The organism is Propioniciclava sp. LT294 (assembly GCF_059516005.1).
In genome coordinates, this window is record NZ_JCAKNG010000003.1 from 198198 (window position 1) to 214065 (window position 15868).

The window sequence follows — 15868 nt, forward strand, 5'->3', positions numbered from 1 at the left end:
GATCAGCCGATGCCCACCCCCACCAGCGCGCCGATGGCGTACGTGATCCCCATGGCCGCGATCCCACCGGCCACCACGCGCACGACTGCGGGCAGGGTGGGGGCACGGCCGACCCTGGCGCTGAACACCCCGGTGAAGACCAGGGATCCGATGACGGCCGCGACCGTGGCCCACACGCGGATGTCCGGTGGGGTGAGCACCATCGCCAGCAGCGGGATCAGGGCCCCCAGGACGAAGGCGAACATCGAGGTCCAGGCGGCGTGCCAGGGGTTGACCAGCTCGTTGGGGTCGATCCCGAGCTCCACCTCCGCGTGGGCGGCCAGCGCGTTGTGGTCCGTGAGTTGCGTGGCGACCTGGCGTGCCAGGTCGGGCGTGAGCCCCTTCGCCTCGTAGAGGCCTGCCAGCTCGGCCAGCTCCTGCTCGGGGAGGTTCTCGAGCTCCCAGACCTCCTTCTCGAGCAGCGCGCGCTCGCTGTCGCGCTGGGCGCTCACCGACACGAACTCGCCGACGGCCATGGACAGCGCGCCCGCGCTCAGGCCGGCGACGCCGGCGACGAGGATCGCGAACGAGTCCGTCGTGGCGCCGGCCACACCCATGACCATGCCCGCGACCGAGACGATGCCGTCGTTCGCTCCGAGGACACCCGCGCGCAGCTTGTTGAGCATGATCGCGTGCGAATCACCCGACTCATGGGTCGCGTGGATGAGGTCGCGGTCGACCGGTGCCTTCGTCATGCTCCGATTCTGAGTTGCCGATCCGAGTCCGGCAAGCAAGGACAGGCTGGCCTACTCGGCGGCGACCGTGACGGCCGTGTCGGCGACGCGCCGCAGGACCTCCGCGCGCTCCTCCTCCGCCAGGCCTTCGAGCGCCTCGTTCACCGTGGTGACGTAGAGATCCAGGCGCGAGCGCGCGGGCCGGTAGAGCCAGGCCCGCCCGTCGAGCTGGCGCGCGACGACGCTCTTCTTGGCCAAGCGGTCCAGGACGGTCATGACAGTGGTGTACGCGATCTCGCGGCCCTGGGCCAACTCCTCGTGGACGTCACGAACAGTCGTGGGTGCACGACGCGTCCACAACACGTCCATCACCGCATGTTCGAGGTCACCGAGGATTGGCATGCGCCCATGGTAACCACAAACTGGCCGACTACGACACCAAGTAGTACATTCCCGGGCATGAGTCCGGAAACGATCGCCCGCTGGCAGTTTGGCATCACAACGGTCTACCACTACTTCTTCGTGCCCGTGACCATCGCACTGTCGCTGATGGTCGCCGTCATGCAGACCGTCTGGTACCGCACAGGCGAGGACAAGTTCCTCCGCCTCACCAAGTTCTTCGGAAAGTTGTTCCTCATCAACTTCGCCATGGGTGTCGTGACCGGCATCGTGCAGGAGTTCCAGTTCGGGATGAACTGGTCCGAGTACTCCCGCTTCGTCGGTGACATCTTCGGGGCACCCCTCGCCCTGGAGGCCCTCCTCGCCTTCTTCCTCGAGTCGACCTTCCTCGGACTGTGGATCTTCGGGTGGGACAAGCTGCCCAAGAAGCTCCACCTCATGGCCATCTGGCTCGCCGCCATCGGCACCATGCTGTCGGCGGTCTTCATCCTCGCGGCCAACAGCTTCATGCAGAACCCGCAGGGTGCCATCTACAACCCCATCACCGACCGCGCGGAGATGAACGACTTCCTCGCGCTGTTCTCCAACCCCGTCTTCCTCGCCACCCTCCCCCACACGCTCGCCGCCGCCTACATGACGGCGTCCGGCTTCGTGCTCGCCGTTTCCGGCTGGCACCTCGCCCGCCTGAACAGGGCCGATCGGTCCGCGCAGGAGGACGCCGACCTCGGCGCCTTCCGCTGGTCGGCCAAGTTCGCGGCCTGGGTCCTGCTCGCCTCGGGTGCCGCCACGATCCTCTCCGGCGACTTCCAGGGCAAGGTCATGTACCAGGTGCAGCCGATGAAGATGGCCGCCGCCGAGGCGCTGTACGAGACCGCGGGCGGCAACGGCGAGATGGCCCCCTTCTCCCTCCTGACCATCGGAACCCTCGACGGCACCGCACCGGTGTTCGAGATCCACGTCCCCGGCGTCCTCGGCATCCTGGCCAAGGGCGACCCCTACGCCGAGATCCCCGGCATCAACAACCTCCGGGCGACCTACACCGAACGCCTGGCCAACGCCGAGTTCAACCTGCCGGCCGACGGCGAGAGGAACGCCCTGCAGGCCGCCTACGCCGACAAGCTCCGGGCGGTCGGCATCACGGAGTTCACGCCGAACATCCCGGTCAGCTACTGGACGTTCCGCATCATGATGACGCTGGGCTTCATCGCCATCGCCATCGGCGCGCTCTCCCTCTTCCTGCTCCGCAGGGGTGGGTTGCCCAAGCCGTCGGACTGGTGGAACTTCCTGATGCTGGCGGTCGTCCTCGCGCCCCTGTTCGGCAACAGTGCCGGCTGGATCTTCACCGAGATGGGCCGCCAGCCGTGGATCGTCGCCGGGGTCCTGCCCACGGCGTCCGCGGTGTCGCCCGGCGTCGGGGCCGGAACCGTGTTCGCCAGCTTGGTCGGTTACACGCTCATCTACGGCGCCCTCGCCGTGGTCGAGGTCGGCCTCATGATCAAGTACGTCAAGCTCGGCCTGCCCGCCGAGGTGCCCCCCGTCGAGATCAAGGGTGAGGACGACGTCCTCTCCTTCGCGTACTGAGAAGGAGTTGAACAGACATGCTGCTCCCCCTCGCCGCTGAAGCCAGCACCCTCCAGGTCGTCTGGTACCTGCTGATCGCCGTCCTGTGGATCGGATACCTCATCCTCGAAGGATTCGACTACGGCGTCGGCATGCTCATCCCGTTCCTGGGCAGGACCGAGAAGGAACGCCGCGTCATCGTGAACACCGTCGGCCCGCTCTGGGACGGCAACGAGGTCTGGCTGCTGACCGCAGGTGGCGCCACCTTCGCGGCCTTCCCCGGCTGGTACGCGACGCTGTTCTCGGGCCTCTACATCCCGTTCTTCCTCATCCTCTTCGGCCTGATCATCCGGGGCGTGTCCTTCGAGTACCGCGCCAAGCACCCGGACGCCCGCTGGCGCAACGCCTTCGACTGGATGGCGGCCACCGGTTCGTTCATCGTCTCGCTGGTGTTCGGCGTCGGGTTCGCCAACTTCATCATCGGCATGCCGGTGGCCCTGGCCGATGGCTCCAACCACCTGCACGTCATGACGGGCGGCTTCTGGAGCCTCTTCAGCCCGTTCGCCCTGCTGGGCGGGGTGGTGCTCGTGGTGCTGTTCCTGTTCCACGGGGCCAACTTCCTGGCCCTGAAGACCAAGGGCACCGTCCACGAGAGGGCCGAGGCGTTCTCCACCAAGGTCGGTCTCGTGGCGATCATCGGCGGGGCCGTCTACCTGGTGTGGGCCAACCTCGCGTACGGCATCGGTGTGCTGGGGTGGGGCCTCGCCCTGGTGGCCGCGGCGGGCCTGATCGGCTCGTGGCTGGCCATCCGTGCCGGACGTGACGGCTGGGCGTTCACCGCCACCACCGTGTCCATCCTGCTCGTCGCCGTCTGGATCTTCGTCCGCATGTGGCCGACCCTGGGCTTCGACAACTCCGGCGCGACGGTCCCGCTGGACCGCGTCACCGCGGCGTCCACCGACCTCACCCTGACGATCATGACGGGTGCCGCGGTGGTGTTCGTGCCGATCGTGCTGGCCTACCAGGGCTGGACGGTCTGGATCTTCCGCAAGCGGATCAGCACGAAGAACATCCCCGACGATGTGGTGGTCGCCGCCGCCTAGTCTGGGCCCGTGCAGAATCCCGATCGCGACAGGGACGGCGCCCACCGGGGCGCCGTCCCTGTCGTTGCGTCCGGGGTTGCCCGACACTCAGACTTGCCACCAGAACCCCCGTGGCAAACGGGCCCGAATGTGGCAAAGCGGACGCCGACGCGCGGCCCGATCGACCCCCGTCTGCTCCGGCGCGGGACGGCCACGGCCGGATACATCGTCGGTGGCGTCCTCATCGGCTGCCTCACCGCCGGACTGACCGTCGCCCAGGCATGGGTCCTCTCCCGCGGGATCACGGCCGTCTTCGATGCCGCCCCGGGCCTGGACTACACCTCCCCCGTCCCGGGCACCGGCCAGTGGCCCGACCTTCGTCCGTTCCTCGGTGCCCTCGCCGCGATCTTCGGCGGCAAGGCCCTGCTCTCGTGGCTCAACACGCTGCTGGCCCACCGCGCGGCGGTGAAGGTCAAGTCACGCCTGCGCCGCGACGTCATGGCGGCCCGGCTCGCCTCCCCCTTGGACGACCGCACCTCCGCCGCCGGGCTGGTGAACCTCGTCACCCAGGGCCTGGACCCCCTCGACGGTTTCTACTCCAAGTACCTGCCCCAGCTGCTGCTCGCCGTGACGGTGCCCGTCATCGTCGGCGTGGCCATCCTGGCGGCCGACCTCACCTCGGCGATCATCGTGGCCCTCACGCTGCCCTTGATCCCGATCTTCATGATCCTCGTGGGCTGGACGACCGAGGCCCGCACCGCCCGCCGCTGGAGCACGCAGCAGCGCCTGGCCAGGCACTTCGCCGACCTTGTCGCCGGGCTCCCGACCCTGCAGGTGTTCGGGCGCGCCAAGGCCCAGGCGAAGGGGCTGGAGAAGTCCGAGAGCGCCCACCGCACGGAGACCATGGGCACCCTTCGCGTCTCCTTCCTCTCGGCGCTGGTGCTGGAACTCCTGGCGACCCTGTCGGTCGCCGTCATCGCCGTCACCGTCGGCTTCCGGGTCGTCCACCACGACCTCGATCTCGCGACCGCGCTGTTCGTCCTGATCCTCGCCCCCGAGGCGTTCCTGCCCGTCCGCCAGGTGGGCGCCCACTACCACGACGCCGCGGATGGCATGGCCGCCGCGCAGCAGGCGTTCGAGGTGATCGAGGTGGCCGAGGGCCGCACGGGGGCCCGACACTCAGACTTGCCACCGGAGAGCCGGAAAATCACGCGCCCAGATGTGACCGATGTGAGTGTCGGCGCACCGGCACGCGACCCCCTCGTCCGCGTGGCCGGTATGGGTCACACCTACCCGGGGGCCGGCGGCCCCGCCGTGGCGGACGTCTCGTTCGCGGTGTTCCCCGGGGAGATCGTCGTGCTCACCGGCCCCTCCGGTGGGGGCAAGACCACCGTCCTGAACGCCCTCATCGGGTTCCTCACCCCCACCGTGGGAACCATCCAGACGCCGGGACGCCGGCGCACCGCCCACGTCGGGCAGAACCCCGGCATGCTCGCGGGCACCGTCGGCGACAACGTCCGCCTCGGCGACCCGGACGCCACCGAAGCGGCCATCGTGGACGCCCTCGCCCGTGCCGGTGCCCCCGGCATGGATCCGAACCGCCCCGTCGGTGACGACGGCGAGGGGCTCTCGTCCGGCGAGCGCCGCCGCGTCGCGACCGCGCGAGCCCTCGTCCGCATCGACGCCGGGGCCGAGCTCATGCTGCTCGACGAGCCCACAGCCGGGCTGGACACCGAGGCCGAGGAAACCCTCCTGGCCAGCATCCGCGCCACGGGGGTCACCGCGATCGTGGTCTCGCACCGTCCGGCCGTCCTCGCCCGGGCGGATCGCGTGGTCGTGATCGGGGGGACCGCATGAGCGTCCTCCTCGTCCGACTCCTGACGTCCACCCCGTCCGGCTGGGCGCGTATCGCGCTGGCCGTCGTGCTCGCGGCGCTGGCGTCCCTCTCGTCGGTGGCCCTGATGGGCGTCTCCGGTTGGCTGCTGTCGCGCGCCGCAGAGCACCCACCGGTCATGTATCTCACCGCCGCCGCCGTCCTGGTGCGCGCGTTCGGCATCTCCCGCGGCGTGTTCCGGTACCTCGAGCGCCTGGTCGGCCACGAGGTCGGCCTGCGCCTGCAGTCGGCCCTGCGGCTGGAGACCTACCGGACGCTGGCCCGCACCACCCTGCTCGGACGCCGCCGCGGCGACCTGCTCAGCCGCGTCGTCGCCGACGTGGATGCCGTGCTCGACCTGGTCGTCCGGGTGTTCCTGCCGTTCGCGTCGGGGGTGTTCGTGATCCTCGCCACGACCGTGGTCCTCGGCGTGTTCTCGTGGCCCGCCGCGGTGGCGCTGCTCCTCAGCGCGCTGCTCGCCGGTGTGGGCGCCCCTTGGCTGGCCGCGCGCCTCTCGGTCCGCGCGGACGCCGCCTCCGTACCCGCGCGGGGGGAGCTGGCCACTGTCGTGCACGAACTCGCCCGGACGGCGCCGGACCTCGTCGCCCATGAGGCCGACGCCGCCGCCCTCGAGCGGCTCGCCGAGGCCGACGCACGGCTGGCGACCATCGACGCCCGGGCGGCCTGGACGCGGGGGCTCGCCACGGCCGTGCAGGCGCTGGCCGCCGGCGGTGCGGTCATGACGAGCCTGTGGTTCGGCGCGGACGCCGTGCGCACGGGCACGCTCGACCACACGATGCTGGCGGTGCTGGCCCTCGTCCCCCTCGCGCTGCACGAGGTCTTCACCGACTTCACCAAGGCCGCCCAGACGTGGACGCGCGCCACCGTCGCGCTGGGCCGCGTCCGGGAGGTGTTGTCCGAGCCGCCCGTGGGCGTGGGGGAACTCCCGGCGTCCGAACCGGTCGACGCCCCGCGCCTGGCGGTCCGTGACCTGGCGATCGGTTGGCCGGGGGGTGCCACGCTGGCGTCCGGCCTGAACCTGGCCGTCGGACCCGGGGAGCGGGTGGCCCTCGTCGGCCCCTCCGGCGTCGGGAAGACCACGCTCGCGGCGACCGCGCTGGGGCTCATCCCGCCGGTGGCCGGCCGGGTGGAGATCAACGGGAAACTCGGCTACCTCAGCCAGGACACCCACGTGTTCTCCACGACGGTCGCCGAGAACGTCCGCATCGGCAACCGTGATGCGACGGACGATGACCTCTCCGGGGCGCTCGCCCGCGCCCGGCTGGACGTCGACCCCCAGCGCCCGGTCGGGGAGATGGGGACCGCGCTGTCGGGGGGCGAGCAGCGCCGGCTGGGGCTGTCGCGGCTGCTGGTGGGTGACGCGCAGGTGCTCATCCTCGACGAGCCCACCGAACACCTCGACGCCGAGACCGCGGCTGCCCTGCTCGACGACCTGTGGGCCCTGGCATCCGACAAGCCGCTGCTCGTGATCACCCACGACCCGGATGTCGTCGCCCGCTGCGACCGCGTGGTCCGCCTCACGGTGCCGGGCGCCTGACCGGCGCCGAGACGTGCGGACCGGGGCGCCTCATACGAGCCCCGGTCACGTCCATCCAAGGTCATCCGGGCCTGCGGCGGTGCACGCCACGCCGAGAGCCGTCGGCCCGCGCCCGGACGGGCCGGGCGGACCAGAAAGGGTCAGGGCGCGACAAGGGATGGGCCCGAGGCGGGCGGCGAGCGGGCCGCCTAGCCTGAAGGGGTGAAGAAGCCCTTGTCCGAGCCCCAACGCCCACATTCTCCCCTCACCTACCCCGACATCGCGATGAGCCGCACGTTGGCGCGGTTCAGCGACGACCTGGTGAGGATTCCGGGAACGAACATCGGCATCGGGGCGGACGCCGTGGTGGGGCTGATCCCCGGCGTGGGGGACCTCATCGGCACCGGGCTGTCCAGCGCCATCATGGTGGACGCCGTGCGCCAGCGGGTCCCGATCCCGACGCTGGTGCGGATGGGTGTGAACCTGCTGGTCGACACGGGGTTGGGGCTCGTCCCCGTGGTGGGCGACGCGGCCGACGTCCTGCACCGCGCCAACCGCAAGAACTACCGCCTGCTCGAGAAGGCCGTCGCACAGGGACACCATGTCGACGTCGGCGTGAGGGGCTACCTCGGCCTGGCCACCGCCACGGTCGTCGGCTTCGTCCTGGGGTCGTTGCTGCTCGTGGGGCTCTTGGTGTGGGGCCTCGTCGCAGGCGTGGGCACACTCATCGGCTGAGCCGGTGCTCGGCGCGACGCGAACGCTCCCGGCACGCATGCAACAGGGGCGGGTGTGTCAGAACTTGCCCTGGTCGATGAGCGCGGTGCGCTCGGCCTGGCGCTCGACGTCCTTCGGGTACGACTTGTAGAAGACGAACCAGTAGAGCGCGTTGACGAAGTACGGGAGCGAGACCAGCAGGAGGATGGTCAGCGGCAGGTTGCCCACGGCCTTGGCCACGCCGCCCAGCACGAGGGCGTAGACCACGTTGATGCCGCCCTGGATCAGGGAGAACAGCAGGGCGAACGAGGTGGCGGCCAGCTGCTTGGGCACCACGGAGGACACCATCGGCAGCACGCAGCCCGAGAAGCCGATCGAGAAGATCAGGCCCATGAGGAACACCAGCACGTAGTAGACGAGGCTCGGGTCCTGCAGGACCTCCTGGCCGTTGCCGGACTTGATGCCCGGCGTCCACGCCTTGTAGAAGTACATGGTGATGGCGATGATCGCACCGAACAGCACCGCGTAGAGCTGGAAGAGCATGATCCGGCCCTTGTGGCCGAACTTCTTGACGAAGGCGTCGGCGAGGAAGCCACCGAGCAGCGCGGAGAGCATGGCACCGATCTGGAAGACGGTGTAGAGGTAGGAGCTGTTCTTGACACCGAAGCCCATGTCGCGGGCCCACACCTGGCCCATGAAGCCGAAGAGCACCAGCGAGGTGACCAGCAGCAGCATCGGGGCGATCAGGCTGACGGTCGGGATCTTGAACAGCTTGGCCGCGTCCGAAAGCTTGAACATGCCGGCCTCGGACTTGAGCTCCGCGGCGTCCTCGGCGGCCACCTTCTTGGGCTCGTGGACGAAGACCAGGATCAGGAAGCCGGAGACGACCGACAGGATACCCAGCGCGATGAAGGCGTAACGCCAACCGTTGGGGTCACCACCGAACTGGCCGAGCGCGGGGGTCATGATGAAGCCCAGCGCGGACGCGGTCGCGCGGACCGTACCGAACGCCTTGCCGCGTTCGGAGCGCTTGTACAGGGAGCCGAGGAGGCCGTTGAGGATCGGCTCGGACGCCACGGTGCCGATCAGCGAGATCGAGTAGAGGACCAGCAGCATGGTCCAGGACTGCGCGAAAGCGGCGCCGATGGTCCAGACGCCCCAGAGGCCGGTCACGACGAAGAGGATGAGCTTGCGGCCGAAGCGGTCGGCCGCCATGGCCCACACGGGGCCGAAGATCATGCGGGCGGCGTTGCCGAGGGCGTTCAGCAGACCGAGTTCGGCGTCGGACAGGCCGAACGCGTTCATGATCTGCGGGAAGAACGTCTTGGAGACGCCACCCTCGGAGTTGTCGATGGACTGGGAGACGCCCAGCGCGATGGTACCGCCGAGGCGACCCTTGGGCGGGATGAAGTCGCGCTCGTCGTCGTCTTCGTCACCCGCGACGATCGTCACCCCAACGGGGGTGATCGCCGCCATGTCGTCGGACCCGGGTACCTGGGTCGAACCGCCCAGCGGGTCGCCCTCCGGACGGTAAGTGCTGTCAGGCATTGGCCAAGAACCTTTCTTCCATGAAAACCGGGCCATCACCGAGCTGTCCACTTCTGTTCACGTGTTTCGTGTACTGGACGACTATCCTCGGTGGCAGAAGTATCACCCGGCGCTCCGGCCAAAGTCCGATGAACACGATTGTTGCCACGAGTTGACAATCCGCAGGCCGGCACGGACGGCATCGCTTCGCGCGGCACGGACAGTTCGCATGCAACAAATGGCCACTCGTTCCGGCCTACGATGACCTCATGCTTGTTGCGTTCTCCGTCGCCCCCATGGGCGGCTCGAGCGGCGACTCGGTCGCCGAGGCGGTCGCCGCCGCGGTCCGCATCGTCCGCGAGTCTGGCCTGCCGAACCGCACAGACGCCATGTTCACCACCATCGAGGGCACGTGGGACGAGTGCTTCGACGTCGTCCGCCGCGCCAGCGAGGCCGTGGGCGCCTTCGCCCCCCGGGTCTCCCTCGTCCTCAAGGCCGACATCCGCCCCAGCCACACGGACGAGTTGGACGCCAAGGTCGAGCGCCTGGAGCGCCACCTGTGAGGATCGCCCCGGTGGGCCACGACGATGTGGAGGATGTCGTCCGAGCCCACATCGCGCTCCAGCACGTCAGTTACGCCCACATGGCCGACCGCGGGCACGCGTCAGCCCTGTGGGGAAGTTTCGACCGCCGCCGGGCCGACCTGCACGACGAGGTGGACGCCGTGGCCGCGGCCCGGGCGTCCGGGCGGGAACCGGAGGCCACCCACTGGGTGGCCCGCACCGAACGGGGCGCCGTGGCGGGGCTCTCGGCCGCCTTCAGGGGCGTGCGCGCGTGGGAGCACGACCTCTTCGGCGACGCCTGGCGCCCCTCAGGCGCCGAATGGTGCCTGGACACGCTGTACGTCATGCCCCACCTTCGCGGCGCACGCCTCGGGCAACGCCTGATGGAGGCGGCGCTGCCGGGCGGGCGCGCGGCCTACCTCTGGGTGATCGCCGGCAACGACTCCGCCGTCCGCTTCTACCGGCGCCACGGGTTCACCACCGACGGGTTCGGTGGACGCTCCGGCCCGAACTGGGGCGACATGGAGATGATCCGGATGGTCCGCCCGGCCCACTGATCGTCCCCACCGCCCCCGGGCTCTCGACCCAATCCAGCGGGCGCGCGATGCACGGGTCTACTACGAGGGGTAGTGTTGGGGCCAACACCCATGACCGGAGGATGACCAATGGAGCAGTCTGCGCCCCGAACCAACCTGACGCACCTGCCCGACCTGGGCGCTTCCACCGGGCGGGTGGGCCCGACACGGGTCCGGATGCCGATCTACGTCGACCTCCTTCCCCCCTGCAACAACGCCTGCCCGGCGGGCGAGAACATCCAGGAGTGGCTGCGGCTGGTCAAGGCCAGGGACGACCTGGGCGCCTGGCGCGAGCTCACCAAGAACAACCCGTTCCCCGCGATCCACGGACGGGTCTGCTACCACCCGTGCGAGACGGCGTGCAACCGCGTCGAGCTGGACGGTGCGGTCAGCATCCACTCGGTCGAGCGCTACCTGGGCGACCTCGCCATCGAGAACGGCTGGCAGTTCGCCGCCCCGGCGCACAGGTCCGGACGCCGCGTCCTCGTCATCGGCTCCGGTCCGTCCGGCCTGTCCGCGGCCCACCACCTCGCGATGGTCGGCCACGAGGTCGAGGTGCACGACTCCTCCGACCTGCCCGGCGGCATGATGCGCTACGGCATCCCGGAGTACCGGCTCCCGCGCGACGTCCTCGACGCCGAGATCGACCGGATCCGCGCGCTCGGCGTGGCGTTCGTGCAGAACCACACCGTCACCGACCTGCTCGCCGAGCAGGTCCAGGGCAACTTCGACGCCGTCTTCGTCGCCATCGGCGCCCACATCTCCAAGCGCGTCGACATCCCGACCATGGACGCCGGCCGCATCGTCGACGCCGTGCGCTTCCTGCGCGACGTCGCCTCCGGGGAGCGTCCCGTGATCGGACGCCGCGTCGCCGTCTACGGCGGCGGCAACACCGCCATGGACGCGGCCCGCGTCGCCCAGCGCCTGGGCGCCGAGGAGTCCATCGTCGTCTACCGCCGCACGGCCGAGCAGATGCCGGCCCACACGGAGGAGCGCGAGGAGGCCATCCGCGAGGGCGTCAAGATGAATTGGCTCCGCACCATCAGCCGGGTCGACGAGGGCAAGATGCGCGTCGAGATCATGGAGCTGGACGAGAACGGCAAGGCCGTCGGCACCGGACGCTTCGAGACCCTCGAGGCCGACACCGTCATCCTCGCCCTGGGGCAGGAGGCCGACTCCGGGTTCCTCAAGAAGATCCCGGGCATGCGGTTCGACGGCGACACCCTTCGGGTCGACCCGCAGACCCTGATGACCGACGTGCCCGGCATCTTCGCCGGCGGCGACGCGGTCCCGTCGGACCGCACCGTGACGGTGGGCGTGGGCCACGGCAAGAGAGCCGCCCGGGTCATCGACCGCTGGCTCGCGAGTCGCCCGCCCGTGGACACCCCGAAGAACGCACTGGCCACCTTCGACAAGCTCCACCCGTGGTACTGGGGCGACGACCGCGCCACGACCCAGCCCGAGCTGGACGTCGCGCAGCGCCTGAACTTCGACGAGATCGTCGGCGGCCTGAGCGACGAGGAGGCGCGCACCGAGGCGTGGCGCTGCCTGTCCTGCGGCAACTGCATCGAGTGCGACGGCTGCGTCGGCGCCTGTCCCGAGGACGCCGTGATCAAGCTCGGCAAGGGCCTGCGCTACCGGTACGACTACACCAAGTGCACCGGCTGCGGCAGCTGCTACGAGCAGTGCCCGGTCCACGCCATCGAGATGATCCCCGAGCGCTGAGCTCCTACGTCGACCAGAGGAAGAACGACACCATGACGAAGGCCATCATCGACGGCAACGAAGCCGCTGCATCCGTCGCCTACCGACTCAACGAACTGTGCTCCATCTACCCGATCACCCCGTCCTCGACCATGGCCGAGCTGGCCGACGAATGGTCGGCCAAGGGGAGGAAGAACGTCTTCGGCGTCCTGCCGACCGTGATCGAGATGCAGTCCGAGGGCGGTGCCGCCGGAGCACTGCACGGTGCGCTCCAGGGCGGCGCGATGAGCACGACGTTCACCGCCAGCCAGGGACTCCTCCTGATGATCCCGAACATGTACAAGATCGCCGGCGAGCTGACCTCGACGGTGTTCCACGTGGCGGCCCGCTCGATCGCCGCCCAGGGGCTCAGCATCTTCGGCGACCACCAGGACGTCATGGCCGTCCGCCAGACCGGCTTCGCCCTGCTGGGCTCGGCGTCGGTCCAGGAGGCCCACGACATGGCCGCCATCGCCCAGCTCTCGACGCTGCGCAGCCGGGTGCCGTTCATCCACTTCTTCGACGGCTTCCGCACCAGCCACGAACTGAACACGCTCGACATGCTCAGTGACGACGACCTGCGCGCCTACGTGCCCGCCGAGCTGATCCTCCAGCACCGCGGGCGGGCCCTCAGCCCCGAGCACCCCTACATCCGGGGCACCGCCCAGAACCCGGACACCTACTTCCAGTCCCGCGAGACGGTGAACCCCTTCTACGAGAAGGTGCCCGGCATCGTGCAGGCGGCCATGGACGAGTTCGCCGAGCTGACCGGCCGCGCCTACCAGCTGGTGGAGTACCACGGCGCCCCGGACGCCGAACGCATCGCCGTCATCATGGGGTCGGGGGCCCAGACGGCCATCCAAGCGGTCGACCACCTGGTCGAGCGTGGCGAGAAGGTCGGCGTCGTCCACCTGCGCCTCTACCGGCCGTTCCCCGTCGAACAGGTGCTCGCCGCGATCCCCCCGTCGGCCACGCGCATCGCCGTCATGGACCGCACCAAGGAGCCGGGGTCCGGCGGCGAGCCGCTGTTCCTGGACGTGACCAGCGCGCTGGCCGAGGCCGTGGCGTCCGGACGCCGTGCGACGCTGCCGCGCGTCATCGGCGGCCGCTACGGCCTGTCCAGCAAGGAGTTCACCCCCGGCATGGTGGTGGGCGTCTTCGACGAGCTGGCCAAGGCCGGCCCGCGCCCGCGCTTCACCGTCGGCATCACCGACGACGTCTCGCTGACGAGCATCGACTACCCCGCCGACCTCGACGTGGAGTCCCCCGAGACGCTGCGCGCCGTGTTCTACGGCATCGGTTCGGACGGCACCGTCGGCGCCAACAAGAACACGATCAAGATCCTGGGCGGCGACGAGGGCACGTTCGCGCAGGGCTACTTCGTCTACGACTCGAAGAAGTCCGGCTCCAGGACGGTCTCGCACCTCCGCTTCGGGCCCCGACCGATCACGGCCCCCTACCTGGTGAACGCCGCCGGCTTCATCGGCATCCACCACTGGTCGATCCTCGAACGCGTGGACGTGCTGCGCTACGCCCGCCGGGGCACCGTCGTGCTGGTGAACGCCCCCTACCCGACCCAAGAGCTCTTCGGGCGGCTCCCCCGTCGGATGCAGGAGAGGCTCATCGAGCTCGACTGCCAGCTGTGGACGATCGACGCCAACGCCGTGGCCCGCGCCGCGGGCATGGGCAACCGGACGAACACCGTCCTGCAGACGTGCTTCTTCGCCATCTCGGACGTCCTGCCGCGCGAGCAGGCGATCGAGGAGGTCAAGCGGTCGATCCGCAAGACGTACGGGCGCCGCGGCGCCGACATCGTCGCCAAGAACGAGGCCGCGGTCGACACCGCGGTGGCGCACCTGCACCGCGTCGAGGTCCCGGACGCCCCGGCCTCTGACGTCGGCATGCTGAAGGCGGTCCCCGACCACGCCCCGGAGTTCGTCCGCGACGTCACCGCCCGCATGCTGCTGGACGAGGGCGACCAGCTGCCCGTCTCGGCGCTGCCGGTCGATGGCACCTACCCCTCGGGCACGACGAAGTTCGAGAAGCGGAACATCTCCGACATCATCGCCGTCTGGGACGACCAGGCGTGCATCCAGTGCGGCAACTGCGCGTTCGTCTGCCCGCACGCGGTCCTGCGCGCCAGGTACTACCCGGACACCGCCCTGGCGGGGGCTCCGGCATCCTTCCAGTCGGCCGACCTGAACGCCGCCGGCCTGCCCGGGGCCAAGTACACGCTGCAGGTCTACGCCGAGGACTGCACCGGCTGCGGACTGTGCGTCGAGGCCTGCCCGGTGAGCGTCACGGACGGGGGCGGGCGCAAGGCGATCAATCTGGCCCCGGTGCTCGACCGCACCGAGGAGAAGGAGAACGTGGCCTTCTTCGAGTCCATCGACGTCAACCTCCGCAGCCGGGTCGACTTCGGCACGGTGCGTGGCGTCCAGTTCCTCGAGCCGCTGTTCGAGTTCTCGGGTGCCTGCACGGGCTGCGGCGAGACGCCGTACCTGAAGCTGCTGAGCCAGCTGTTCGGCGGGCGCGCCTCCATCGCGAACGCGACCGGCTGCTCGTCCATCTACGGCGGCAACCTGCCGACCACGCCGTGGGCGCGGAACAAGTACGGGCGCGGCCCGGCCTGGTCCAACTCGCTGTTCGAGGACAACGCCGAGTTCGGCCTCGGCCTGCGCCTGGCCGCCGACCTGCAGACCCGCCTCGCCCGCACGCGGCTGGAGGAGATGCGTGCGGAGATCGATGACGACGGGCTGATCGACGGGCTCCTCGACAACGACCAGCTGTACGAGTCCGATCTGTCGGCGCAGTTCCGGGCCATCGAGGAACTCAAGCACGGGCTGGAGGGCATGGAGGGCCCGAGGGCGGCCGACCTCCGCTCCGTCGCCGACCACCTGATGCGCCGGTCGGTGTGGATCGTCGGCGGCGACGGGTGGGCCTACGACATCGGATCGGGCGGCCTCGACCACGTGCTCGCGTCCGGCCGCAACGTCAACGTGCTGGTGCTGGACACCGAGGTGTACTCCAACACGGGCGGCCAGGCTTCCAAGGCGACGCCGATGGGCGCGGTGGCGAAGTTCGCCTCCGGCGGGAAGGAGACCATCAGCAAGGACCTCGCCCTGCAGGCGATCGCGTACGGCAACGTGTACGTCGCCCGCGTGGCGATGGGCGCGGACCCGCAGCAGACGTTGAAGGCGTTCCGCGAGGCGGAGGCGTACGACGGCCCGTCGCTGATCCTGGCCTACAGCCACTGCATCGCCCACGGCATCGACATGCAGAAGGGCCTCGACCAGCAGTACCTGGCGGTCAACTCGGGCCACTGGCCGCTCATGCGCTTCAACCCCGTCCTGCGGATGCAGGGCAAGAACCCGTTCCTCCTGGACTCCCCGCGCCCCCGGTTCCCGCTGCGGAAGTACCACGAGAACGAACTGCGTTTCCGTATGCTCACCTCCACGGATCCTGAGACGGCCGAGCACATGCTCGAGATGGGCCAGCAGCAGGTCGATCGCCGGTGGCGGGACTACGAGCAGATGTCGACCAGGACCGCGGCCGAGTTCGCCGCCGACGCCAAGGAGTGAC

General features: G+C 69.7%; 11 protein-coding genes and 1 pseudogene. 9 read left to right on the top strand and 3 right to left on the bottom strand.

All coding sequences use genetic code 11. The features are described from left to right. Window positions 1-2 precede the first annotated feature (2 nt). On the bottom strand, window positions 3-734 hold the full coding sequence (locus AC5YDA_RS05795; RefSeq protein ID WP_496192870.1) for a VIT1/CCC1 transporter family protein: 732 nt from the start codon (window positions 732-734) through the stop codon (window positions 3-5). A gap of 51 nt (window positions 735-785) precedes the next feature. Then, the gene (locus AC5YDA_RS05800) at window positions 786-1115 is read right to left on the bottom strand and encodes a BlaI/MecI/CopY family transcriptional regulator (protein ID WP_496192871.1); all 330 of its coding nucleotides are present in this window, start codon (window positions 1113-1115) and stop codon (window positions 786-788) included. Between the two features lie 57 nt (window positions 1116-1172). Between AC5YDA_RS05800 and AC5YDA_RS05805 the strand changes: the two genes are divergently transcribed. The 5 genes from AC5YDA_RS05805 (at window position 1173) to AC5YDA_RS05825 (ending at window position 7899) form a co-directional block, all read left to right on the top strand. Next, window positions 1173-2693: a cytochrome ubiquinol oxidase subunit I gene (locus AC5YDA_RS05805; RefSeq protein WP_496192872.1), complete on the top strand. Its 1521-nt coding sequence runs from the start codon at window positions 1173-1175 to the stop codon at window positions 2691-2693. 20 nt (window positions 2694-2713) lie between these two features. Continuing rightward, window positions 2714-3775, top strand: coding sequence for a cytochrome d ubiquinol oxidase subunit II (cydB, locus tag AC5YDA_RS05810; protein ID WP_496192907.1), 1062 nt, complete (start codon window positions 2714-2716; stop codon window positions 3773-3775). A 222-nt stretch (window positions 3776-3997) separates the two neighbouring features. Beyond that, the gene (gene cydD / locus AC5YDA_RS05815) at window positions 3998-5611 is read left to right on the top strand and encodes a thiol reductant ABC exporter subunit CydD (RefSeq protein WP_496192908.1); all 1614 of its coding nucleotides are present in this window, start codon (window positions 3998-4000) and stop codon (window positions 5609-5611) included. Further along, entirely contained in the window at window positions 5608-7185 is a 1578-nt protein-coding gene (gene cydC / locus AC5YDA_RS05820) for a thiol reductant ABC exporter subunit CydC (RefSeq protein ID WP_496192873.1), read from the top strand. The genes cydD and cydC overlap by 4 nt, the downstream gene beginning before the upstream one ends. Before the next feature lie 201 nt (window positions 7186-7386). Next, the gene (locus AC5YDA_RS05825; protein WP_496192874.1) at window positions 7387-7899 is read left to right on the top strand and encodes a DUF4112 domain-containing protein; all 513 of its coding nucleotides are present in this window, start codon (window positions 7387-7389) and stop codon (window positions 7897-7899) included. Window positions 7900-7956: 57 nt separating this feature from the next. Here AC5YDA_RS05825 and AC5YDA_RS05830 read toward each other — a convergent pair whose 3' ends face one another. After that, window positions 7957-9426 (bottom strand): MFS transporter, encoded by a 1470-nt coding sequence (locus tag AC5YDA_RS05830; RefSeq protein ID WP_496192875.1) that lies wholly within the window; start codon window positions 9424-9426, stop codon window positions 7957-7959. A gap of 248 nt (window positions 9427-9674) precedes the next feature. Between AC5YDA_RS05830 and AC5YDA_RS05835 the strand changes: the two genes are divergently transcribed. The 4 genes and pseudogenes from AC5YDA_RS05835 (at window position 9675) to nifJ (ending at window position 15867) form a co-directional block, all read left to right on the top strand. Further along, window positions 9675-9968, top strand: a complete 294-nt coding sequence (locus tag AC5YDA_RS05835; protein WP_496192876.1) for a thiamine-binding protein — start codon at window positions 9675-9677, stop codon at window positions 9966-9968. An 11-nt stretch (window positions 9969-9979) separates the two neighbouring features. Further along, complete coding sequence (locus AC5YDA_RS05840; RefSeq protein ID WP_496192877.1) at window positions 9980-10525, top strand: GNAT family N-acetyltransferase; 546 nt, start codon at window positions 9980-9982, stop codon at window positions 10523-10525. A gap of 47 nt (window positions 10526-10572) precedes the next feature. After that, window positions 10573-12268, top strand: a pseudogene (locus AC5YDA_RS05845) (NAD(P)-binding protein). 32 nt (window positions 12269-12300) lie between these two features. Beyond that, window positions 12301-15867, top strand: a complete 3567-nt coding sequence (gene nifJ / locus AC5YDA_RS05850) for a pyruvate:ferredoxin (flavodoxin) oxidoreductase (RefSeq protein WP_496192878.1) — start codon at window positions 12301-12303, stop codon at window positions 15865-15867. Window position 15868: the final 1 nt, after the last annotated feature.

Coding starts and splice junctions, on each gene's coding strand:
- AC5YDA_RS05795 (WP_496192870.1), bottom strand. CDS start 734: ATGACGAAGGCACCGGTCGACCGCGACCTCATCCACGCGACCCATGAG.
- AC5YDA_RS05800 (WP_496192871.1), bottom strand. CDS start 1,115: ATGCCAATCCTCGGTGACCTCGAACATGCGGTGATGGACGTGTTGTGG.
- AC5YDA_RS05805 (WP_496192872.1), top strand. CDS start 1,173: ATGAGTCCGGAAACGATCGCCCGCTGGCAGTTTGGCATCACAACGGTC.
- cydC (WP_496192873.1), top strand. CDS start 5,608: ATGAGCGTCCTCCTCGTCCGACTCCTGACGTCCACCCCGTCCGGCTGG.
- AC5YDA_RS05830 (WP_496192875.1), bottom strand. CDS start 9,426: ATGCCTGACAGCACTTACCGTCCGGAGGGCGACCCGCTGGGCGGTTCG.
- AC5YDA_RS05835 (WP_496192876.1), top strand. CDS start 9,675: ATGCTTGTTGCGTTCTCCGTCGCCCCCATGGGCGGCTCGAGCGGCGAC.
- nifJ (WP_496192878.1), top strand. CDS start 12,301: ATGACGAAGGCCATCATCGACGGCAACGAAGCCGCTGCATCCGTCGCC.